Origin of the sequence: Microcystis sp. LEGE 00066, from assembly GCF_015207925.1 — a bacterium.
GTDB lineage: Bacteria > Cyanobacteriota > Cyanobacteriia > Cyanobacteriales > Microcystaceae > Microcystis > Microcystis ichthyoblabe_A.
The window spans coordinates 1-8,910 of record NZ_JADEVX010000174.1 but is presented as its reverse complement, the minus strand read 5'-3'; the positions used below and the strand labels follow the sequence as shown (position 1 = coordinate 8,910).

The following is an 8,910-nucleotide window of genomic DNA, read 5'->3' as shown; positions in this document are numbered from 1 at the left end:
CCCCACACCCCACACCCCACGAAAAACTTTTTCAGCAGACCCGAATTAATAGTTGTGGTGGGCTTTGCCCACCTTAAAATAAATCTAGGACGAATATGCAAACTTTTACCGATAAGACCGTGAATTCCAGCACCACCACCCAGCCTTTTTTATTAGTTAGTAATGTTGCCAAAGAATACCCCTCTCCCGAAGGGGTTTACACCGTTTTAGACGGTGTGGAGCTGCAAGTCAACGAGGGGGAATTTGTCTGCATTATCGGTCACTCCGGCTGCGGTAAATCGACTCTTTTGAATATGGTGGCGGGGTTTTCTTCTCCTAGTCGTGGGCAAGTGCTGCTACAGGATAAAGAGGTTAAGGAACCAGGACCAGACCGGATGATGGTATTCCAAAATTATTCGCTTCTGCCCTGGAAAACTGCCTTTGAGAACGTTTATATCGGGGTTAATTCGGTTTATCCCGAAAAATCTCACGCTGAGAAGGTGAAGATTGTGGAAGAAAATCTATCCTTAGTGGGATTGACAGAAGCAGCCCAGAAAAAACCCCCCCAATTATCGGGAGGTATGAAACAACGGGTTGCGATCGCCCGCGCCCTGGCCATTCGTCCCCAAGTTCTCATCCTCGATGAACCTTTCGGGGCCTTAGATGCGATCACCAAAGAAGAATTACAGGAAGAATTGTTGAAAATCTGGCAAGAACACCAGTTAACCGTGTTGATGATTACCCACGATATCGATGAGGCTTTGTTCTTGTGCGATCGCTTGGTGATGATGACCAACGGCCCAAGCGCTAAAATCGGGGAGGTGTTAAAGATGCCTTTTGCTCGTCCCCGGGTTCGTTCCCAAATTACCGAGGATCCCCGTTACTACGAACTTCGCAATGAAGCCCTCGATTTCCTCTACAATCGTTTTGCCCATTCGGAGGATCCCAACGAGGATGCCCCCGAACAACCCCGCACAGAAAATCTCGTGGGTAAAATTGTTACTACTATTGGTGGCATAGCCTTACTCGCTTTTGTCGGTTTTAGTCTAATACAAATGTTCACTAGCAAGACTCCCAATACTGCTAATCCGGCCACCATAGAGGCCCCCAGATAGGTAACAGTTATCAGTGATAACTGATCAGTTATCAGTTATCAGTTCGTCAGTGATTAAGATGTTCAAAGACTGATTTATCACCGATATCGTTGGGGAGAGGTTGGCTTAATTTTCTCAGAGCAAAGATAACGAATAAAGTCGCCCAGAGAATTAATAGCCCCTTCTCCCAATTTAAGGGTAATATCCCCAAAAGATGACCGAGTAAAAGAGTGGGAACTAGAGGGGTTAAAAACTTGGTTTCTAGACGATTAAAACAAAAAGCTTCTTTGAAATAAATCCCCGTGAGACTAGCAAAAATAAAGCCGACACCGAATAAACTCACTGGGTGGTTATAGACAAATTCTAGGGGGGAAAGGTGAGAATAGAGGCTGAAAATTAGGGAAGTAATCGCCCCGATTAGCCAAAAAAATTGCAGGAGACGATGGAGGGGAATTAAATATATATGGATAGTCAATAAACTGATGCCTAACCCCAGACAAAAACCCATGTATAAAAGGTTAGTCAGGGGCAGTAATTGCGGTCGGGTGAGAACTATAATTGTAGCGACAGCGAAACTAAAAGCCGCTAAATTTAAACCCAGACGGTAGAGACGCACCCCTAGGCGATCACTATCCGTAATCGTAAACTCTCCGAATTGACCTTGATAAACTCGATCGACAGCAGGGGAAGTCATAATGCTCTAAAGAAAAAGGGAAGCTTAGAAAAGATTGACTACAAATAATCTTAAGCTTGAATTATGCCCGTATCCTCACTTCTCCCCTCTCTCGGCTGACTAATTGCGAGTTTAGTAGTCAATCAAGCTAAAAATTATGATTAATTGGGATAAAAAAATATATATGTTATTTTACTACGTCTTTCTTGTTTTAACTTCTGATTCCTTGTCATTTCAGTAATTCTCTTTGGTGCCAGAGACTTTTATGAACTCAACTAGCGAAATTTTGATCGTGGGCGGTGGTATCATCGGATTAGCGATCGCAGTCGATTTGCAATTGCGGGGGGCAAAAGTTACCCTCCTAGTTCGAGATATAGCTCAGGCCGCTAGTCGTGCGGCTGCGGGAATGTTGGCCCCCCATGCAGAAGGGATTCCCCCGGGTCCGTTTCTCGATCTTTGTTTACAATCGCGCTGGTTATATCCAGAATGGAGCCGCAAAATCGAGGATTTAACGGGGATAAATAGCGGTTACTATCCCTGTGGTATTCTTGCTCCCGTTTACGAGCTAGATCAGCCTATTGCTGCCAATACAGCTAATAAAATTTGGTTAGACAGCAATGCAGTTCACCTCTACCAACCCGGACTAGGTAAAGATGTGGTCGGTGGTTGGTGGTATCCCGACGATGGACAAGTGGACAACCGGCAGCTAGTGACTGCGCTGCAACAAGCGGCCGAAAATTTAGGGGTAGAAATTCGCCAAGGCATAGAAGTCCACGCCCTACAACAAAAGCAGGGAAAAGTCAAGAGTATTTATACCTCAATTGGGGAATTAGAAGCAAAAATTTACATTTTAGCGACGGGATCCTGGGCTAGTCAACTTTTACCCCTTCCTATCCATCCCGTCAAAGGTCAAATGGCCGCGGTAAAAATGCCCCCTAACCAGACCTTAGCGAGGGTTTTATTCGGTCCGCAAACCTATCTGGTTCCCCGTCGCAATGGTCGTTTAATTATCGGGGCCACTTCCGAAAAAGTGGCCTGGCAAACGGGTAATACACCCCAAGGACTACAAACCCTTTTTGAGCGGGCCACCCGTCTCTATCCCCCTTTAGCTGACTGGGAAATCGAGGAAATGTGGTGGGGATTCCGTCCGGGTACAGCCGATGAATTACCTATTTTAGGCCGCAGTAGCTGTGATAACCTGATTTTAGCCACCGGTCACTATCGCAATGGCATTTTACTCGCTCCTGTCACTGCTTCCTTGATTGCTGACCTAGTGATTAATGACAAAGTTAATCCCATTTTGACCCATTTTCGATGCGATCGCTTTAATCAACCATCACCCGTTACTATTCCACCTATGTCCTTAACTATTATTGAGAATAAACCCCAAGCACTTTTATCGCCCCAGAATGATCGCCTCACTATTGCTGGGAAAACCTTTCACTCCCGCTTGATGACTGGGACTGGCAAATATGCCAATCTGACAACTATGCAGGAAAGTATTAGTGCCAGTGAATGTCAGATTGTCACCGTTGCCGTTAGAAGAGTACAAACGAACGCACCCGGTCATGAGGGATTAGCAGAAGCGATCGATTGGTCTAAAATTTGGATGTTACCCAACACTGCCGGTTGTCAAACGGCCGAAGAAGCGATTCGGGTGGCCCGTTTAGGACGAGAAATGGCCAAATTATTGGGACAGGAAGACAATAACTTTATTAAACTCGAAGTTATTCCCGATCCTAAATATTTATTACCCGATCCGATCGGAACTTTGCAAGCGGCCGAACAATTAGTTAAAGAAGGTTTTGCCGTACTGCCCTATATTAACGCCGATCCTCTCTTAGCCAAACGTTTAGAGGAAGCTGGCTGCGCCACGGTTATGCCCCTAGGATCGCCGATTGGGTCGGGCCAGGGGCTGAAAAATGAGGCAAATATCGCAATTATCATCGAATCGTCCCAAATTCCCGTGGTGGTAGATGCCGGGATCGGTACACCCTCAGAAGCGGCCCGGGCCATGGAAATGGGGGCCGATGCTTTATTAATTAACAGTGCGATCGCTATGGCAGCCAATCCAGCTATGATGGCCCAGGCCATGGCAATGGCGGCAAAAGCGGGACGTTTAGCCTATTTAGCGGGAAGAATGCCGATTAAGTCCTATGCTAGTCCTAGTTCCCCCCTGACGGGAACGATCGCCTAAGCGATTAAGCTAGGAATGGGCTGTTTTCAGCTATTAGAGCCAGCAAAAATCTCTATGACTACAGACAATCAAACTGAGTATGTTGCCGCTTTAACTGATTTACACCGTGGACTTGACCGTAAAGGGCCTGGTGACTCTGACTTCTCCCTAAAAATTTTGAGTAATCTCTCTATTTTGCCCCTCAAGCCACGAATTGCCGATCTAGGATGTGGAAGTGGTGCCAGTGCTTTACTGCTGGCACAATACTACCAAAGCCCTGTCATGGCAGTGGATTCCTCATCGGTTTTTATCGACGAACTCAAAACCCGAGCAAAACAGCTTGGTCTTGAGCATTTAATCATTCCAATTCATGGTGATATGGCTAAACTTGATTGGTCAGTGGGTTCAGTTGATCTACTTTGGTCTGAGGGGGCTGCTTATAATCTTGGGTTTGAGCAGGCTCTTAAAATCTGGCGACCGCTTGTTTCTAACAACGGGATTGCCGTCATCTCGGAGATGAGTTGGTTTACTGATGAGCTACCAGAGCCGGCTGTGGCCTATTGGCAAAACGCCTATCATACAATGGGTAATGAGTTTGAGAATATCGTTCGGGCTAATAGGTCTGGTTTTAAGGTACTTTCTACCCAGAGGCTGCCCAGTCAGGTTTGGTGGCTAAATTATTATCAACCTCTCCGTGAGCGAATTGGGCAGCTGGAAATCAGCCCAAGTAGCTCATCGGTTATTCGTGAAACTGAAGAAGAGATGAAACTTTTTGAGAAATTCAGCAACTTCTATGGTTATACCTTCTATGTTCTGCAAGCGGCCTAGGAAAAAGGCCGTCCAATTTATGATCAGCTTTGTTTCGCAGTAATTCCTATCGTTAGGTGCAAGAGCGACAGGAAACTCCCACCCTGCAGCAATTGCGGGAACAACAAATTAGAATCATCGAAACCCCTTAAAATAGGGGAGATTTGTCCATCTCCCCCCACACCACAGATCAATAAATCGCACAATTAACGCACTTCAAACAAACGATTGTCCGGTAAATTACTAATCGATCGCTGGAGACTATTCAAGGATTTATTGTAATCAACGATCGCCTGCAGATAACGACTTCTGGCATCGGTTAAATCCCGTTGGGAGTTGATAACGTCCGTTTGGGTTCCCACACCCGCCTGAAAGCGTAAACGGGCTAATCGCAGACTTTCCGTGGCTGATTCAATACTTTTTTGCGAAGTTTTGATGTTTTCTTGGTTAGAAATCAAACTATAGTAGGATTCCTCCACCTGAAGACGAATTTCATTGCGACGGAGGGAGAATTCCGTATCGGCGCGATCGATGTTTCTTTCCGCTTGACGGGCGCGAGCAAAAGCACGACCACCATCAAAGAAAGTCCAACGAATCCGGCCGCCGACGCTAAAACCATCGCCAAAACCAGCAGAATCACTGAGATCGTTGAGGACATTATACTCGCCCAAAAGGTCCACCTGGGGAATCACCGCCGAAATAGCGATCGAGCGGTCTTCTGCGCTAATTTCCCTCTGTAAGAGTTGTTGTTCTAATTCCGCGCGATTTTTGTAGGCTAAAACGATACTATCATCAAGACTTAAGCCCCAAGTTCCCGCCTCGCGAATCTCATCGGCAGCGGTTAACTCGATGTGCTGACCGACACTCAATATCTGTGCCAGTCGCCGTCGGGAAATACGCTGGGTAGAAATCGCCCGGGTTAAGTCTTGGTTAGCGTTAGCTAGGTCAACTTCCGCCTGTAGGACAGCAAATCGGGTTCCTAGTCCTGCTTGCTCCAATAATTGAGCATCTCGTAAACTTTGACTAGCATCTTCGATCGCAGCTTGGGAGATCGCTACCTGAGCATCACCCCTCTGCAATTCATAATAGGCATCGGTGGCATCAAAACGAGTTTGTTCCGAGACTCGTTCCACCTCTAATTCCCTTTGCCGGATGACTTTTTCGGCCCTTTTGATCTGGGCTGTCCGTTCACCCCCTGTATAAACCCCATAGACAATCCGAACACTACCCTGAAAGTTGGTACTATCTTCGGGTGTAGTGGCTGGGATTCCCTGTTGACGGGCTAACTCATTCTGTCTTTGGGCGACTGCCGATTGATCTTGAGTGAGACTGGTTTCCGCTTGGGCCGTGGGTAATAAGGCCGCCTGTTGTTCCTTTAATTGGGCGCGAGCGATTTCTAAATCGACCCGGGCTGTCTGTAAGGTCTGATTATTTTTTAAAGCTAATTCGATCGCTTGATTTAAGGTGATCGGTTGTACTACCCTAATATTCACCTCATCCGGTTTGGTGGGAAAAATCAGGGGATTGCCACTAGGATTAAGATAATTAGGGGCTTTGGGATCCGCTTCCGTGGTTGCCGGTGCCGCCGAGGGACCAGGTAATTGAGACACTGGATTGGCAGTAGGTCGGGGTTTCTTCAATAAATCGGCAGCGGACTGAGTTTGTGCCTTAACCGAGGATTCAGCCAAGAAAATCAACCCAAGCACCGCACTCACGGTAATACCATAACGCAAGAGCAACATGAGTATGTCAAAAGTAAACAGTAAACGATAAGAAGTAAACAAGCTCACACCACTATGTTGGCCGATTACTAATTACCGATAGTAACACGGGAGCATGAAAGCCACCGTCTTTTAAGTATCAGCTAAAATGAGATTCGATTGATTTGGAATTGTCCCCTTATTCTCTTTTTTGCCCAATCCACCGGCTAAAAGGTTGGGGAGATTCTCTGTTGTCTTTTTGTATCCTTAAAGATACGCTGGAAACATGATTGAAATTCGCCAGACCGAAACCTATTCTGAGTGGTTTAGTGCTTTGCGAGATCATCAGGCCAAGGCACGCATAAATATCCGCATTCGTCGTTTATCTATGGGCAATCCGGGTGATGTTAAGCCAGTAGGACGAGGTGTATCGGAACTGCGCGTTGATTATGGACCGGGCTATCGCGTGTATTTCAAACAACAAGGTGAGACTTTGATTATTCTCTTGGCGGGGGGAGACAAACGGACTCAAGAACGGGACATCAAAACAGCATTAGATTTAGCCCAATACTTATAGGAGATTCTCTATGGCTACAATTCAGACTTATCCTTGGGATGCAGCAGATCATTTGAAAACAAAAGAAGATATCGCCGCTTATCTGGAAGCTGCCCTCGAAGATGGCGATCCTAGCTTAGTAGTGGCAGCATTAGGTGATATAGCTCGTTCTCAAGGGATGACTCATATTGCTCGCGAGACGGGTTTGGGACGGGAGAGTCTCTATAAATCTTTGTCGAATCGGGGTAATCCAGAGTTTGCTACAGTTCTTAAGGTTTTGCAAGCACTTGGGTTACGCCTGCAAGTTGTACCCATTATCTAAACATCCCCCATTACTAATCCTACTCCATCCCGACGCGGATCCCCCTTAGCGGTTAATTCTCCCCAATCATTCACTGCCACCCCATGCACACCCCCAAAAAACATATTTTGTTCTTGCCACCGGGATACTTGAGTATTTGCGGGTAAAACCAGATTTTCGAGCAGATTTTCCCGATCTTCCCAAGGTTCAACTCCTAATTGTTGATTTTCCCAGTGTATGCGCGAGGCACCGATCGCATCGGGTAGAGATTGCCGAAAATCGATTAAATTGCTAATAACCTGCAAAATAGCGGTGCGAATGCGATTGGAACCCCCAGAACCGAGAACAAATCGCGGCTTTCCTTCCTCTAAAATCATCGTCGGCGACATCATTGAGGATAAACGACGATCAACGGGCCAATTGTGAAAACCAAAGGGATTTAAGTCCGCTTCCCCGATCATATTATTGAGCATAATTCCCGTCCCCGGCACGGTATAAGCTGATCCTTCGCCATTGGAAAAGGTGGCACTGGCGGCATTACCTTCCCCATCGATAACGCTAATATGGGTGGTACTGCCCCATTTATTGGGATATTTGCCTAAAAATTCCGGTGAGAGGAACTTATCTTCGATTCCCTCCTGATGGATAAAATCATCGTAGCCTTGAACCCGCGCTTGATTGGTTAAGGCCATCACTTCCGTTAAAATTTGCAGATGTTTGGCTCCTAGAGGCTCTAAAGCCGATAAATTGACTGTTTCTAGTAATTTTAGGGCAAAAGCTAGGAGAATTCCTCCAGAACTAGGAGGCGGATTGGTCAGTATTTCGTACCCGCGATATTGGGTTTTTAGGGGTTTTCTCTCAAGGACTTGGTAATGACTTAAATCCTCTAGGGTAAGATAACCGCCCTCCTGCATATCCTTGGCGATTTGGTGGGCGATTTCTCCCTCATAAAAGTCTTTTACGCTTTTTTTGCTTAATTCCTCTAAGGTGTTGGCAAAATCCCTCATCACACAGCGATCGCCTGTCTGGAGGAGTTGGCCCTGGGGAGCATAGACTTTGACACCCTCTCTATCTTTAAGCAGGATAGAAGATAGTAAGCGCAAGCAAAAGCCGTTATATTGGCTCAAAATGTAGCCTTGTCGAGCATATTCGATCGCTGGCTCCGCTACCACGGTAAAGGGTAATTTTCCTAGTTTTTTCTGCACTATTTCCAATCCCCGTAATGCTCCAGTCGTTGCGATCGCACCTCGGCCAATGTGAAAATCTTGACTAGCACCACCAAAATTGATCGCCACTGGGTAAAAGTCGATATTTGTCAAGGGTTTTTTATATTTTGGAGTTTGACAAAAAAAATCAAAAAGGGTATTGACTTTTTCTTTGGTATGTGCTAGTAAAAAACCGCCGCCCCCCGCCGAAGCGAGGGTGAATTCGACTACGAAAGCCGCTAAAATCGAGCCAACAATCCCATCGAAGGCATTTCCGCCCATTTCTAAGATTAATTGTCCAGCTTCGGCAGTTTTTGGATGTCCTGCGGCGATAGCGCCCTTGCTTTTGCCAGTCACTTTGATTCAGTTATCAGTTATCAGTTATCAGTTATCAGTGGGGAGATGGGGAAGTGGGGAGA

General features: G+C 46.3%; 8 protein-coding genes. 5 read left to right on the top strand and 3 right to left on the bottom strand.

The genetic code is table 11. The annotated features are described in order from the left end of the window. The first annotated feature begins 95 nt into the window (after positions 1-95). Positions 96-1,094, top strand: a complete 999-nt coding sequence (locus IQ224_RS18885; RefSeq protein WP_194033350.1) for a nitrate ABC transporter ATP-binding protein — start codon at positions 96-98, stop codon at positions 1,092-1,094. Between the two features lie 46 nt (positions 1,095-1,140). Here the strand turns inward: IQ224_RS18885 and IQ224_RS18880 are convergent, their stop codons facing one another. Continuing rightward, the gene (locus IQ224_RS18880) at positions 1,141-1,767 is read right to left on the bottom strand and encodes a DUF2301 domain-containing membrane protein (protein WP_004159461.1); all 627 of its coding nucleotides are present in this window, start codon (positions 1,765-1,767) and stop codon (positions 1,141-1,143) included. Between the two features lie 244 nt (positions 1,768-2,011). On the opposite strand from IQ224_RS18880, the gene thiO reads away from it, so the two are divergent. Next, positions 2,012-3,943 (top strand): glycine oxidase ThiO, encoded by a 1,932-nt coding sequence (gene thiO / locus IQ224_RS24765; RefSeq protein ID WP_194033349.1) that lies wholly within the window; start codon positions 2,012-2,014, stop codon positions 3,941-3,943. A gap of 54 nt (positions 3,944-3,997) precedes the next feature. Further along, positions 3,998-4,750 (top strand): cyclopropane-fatty-acyl-phospholipid synthase family protein, encoded by a 753-nt coding sequence (locus IQ224_RS18870; RefSeq protein ID WP_228009760.1) that lies wholly within the window; start codon positions 3,998-4,000, stop codon positions 4,748-4,750. A 185-nt stretch (positions 4,751-4,935) separates the two neighbouring features. Here the strand turns inward: IQ224_RS18870 and IQ224_RS18865 are convergent, their stop codons facing one another. Next, positions 4,936-6,471, bottom strand: coding sequence for a TolC family protein (locus IQ224_RS18865; RefSeq protein ID WP_194033351.1), 1,536 nt, complete (start codon positions 6,469-6,471; stop codon positions 4,936-4,938). 244 nt (positions 6,472-6,715) lie between these two features. Between IQ224_RS18865 and IQ224_RS18860 the strand changes: the two genes are divergently transcribed. After that, on the top strand, positions 6,716-7,006 hold the full coding sequence (locus IQ224_RS18860; protein WP_002740647.1) for a type II toxin-antitoxin system RelE/ParE family toxin: 291 nt from the start codon (positions 6,716-6,718) through the stop codon (positions 7,004-7,006). Between the two features lie 10 nt (positions 7,007-7,016). Further along, positions 7,017-7,307, top strand: a complete 291-nt coding sequence (locus tag IQ224_RS18855) for an addiction module antidote protein (protein WP_002740648.1) — start codon at positions 7,017-7,019, stop codon at positions 7,305-7,307. On the opposite strand, the gene ggt is transcribed toward IQ224_RS18855, so the two are convergent. Continuing rightward, complete coding sequence (gene ggt, locus IQ224_RS18850) at positions 7,304-8,848, bottom strand: gamma-glutamyltransferase (RefSeq protein ID WP_002740650.1); 1,545 nt, start codon at positions 8,846-8,848, stop codon at positions 7,304-7,306. The two genes, IQ224_RS18855 and ggt, sit on opposite strands and share 4 nt — an antisense overlap. Positions 8,849-8,910: the final 62 nt, after the last annotated feature.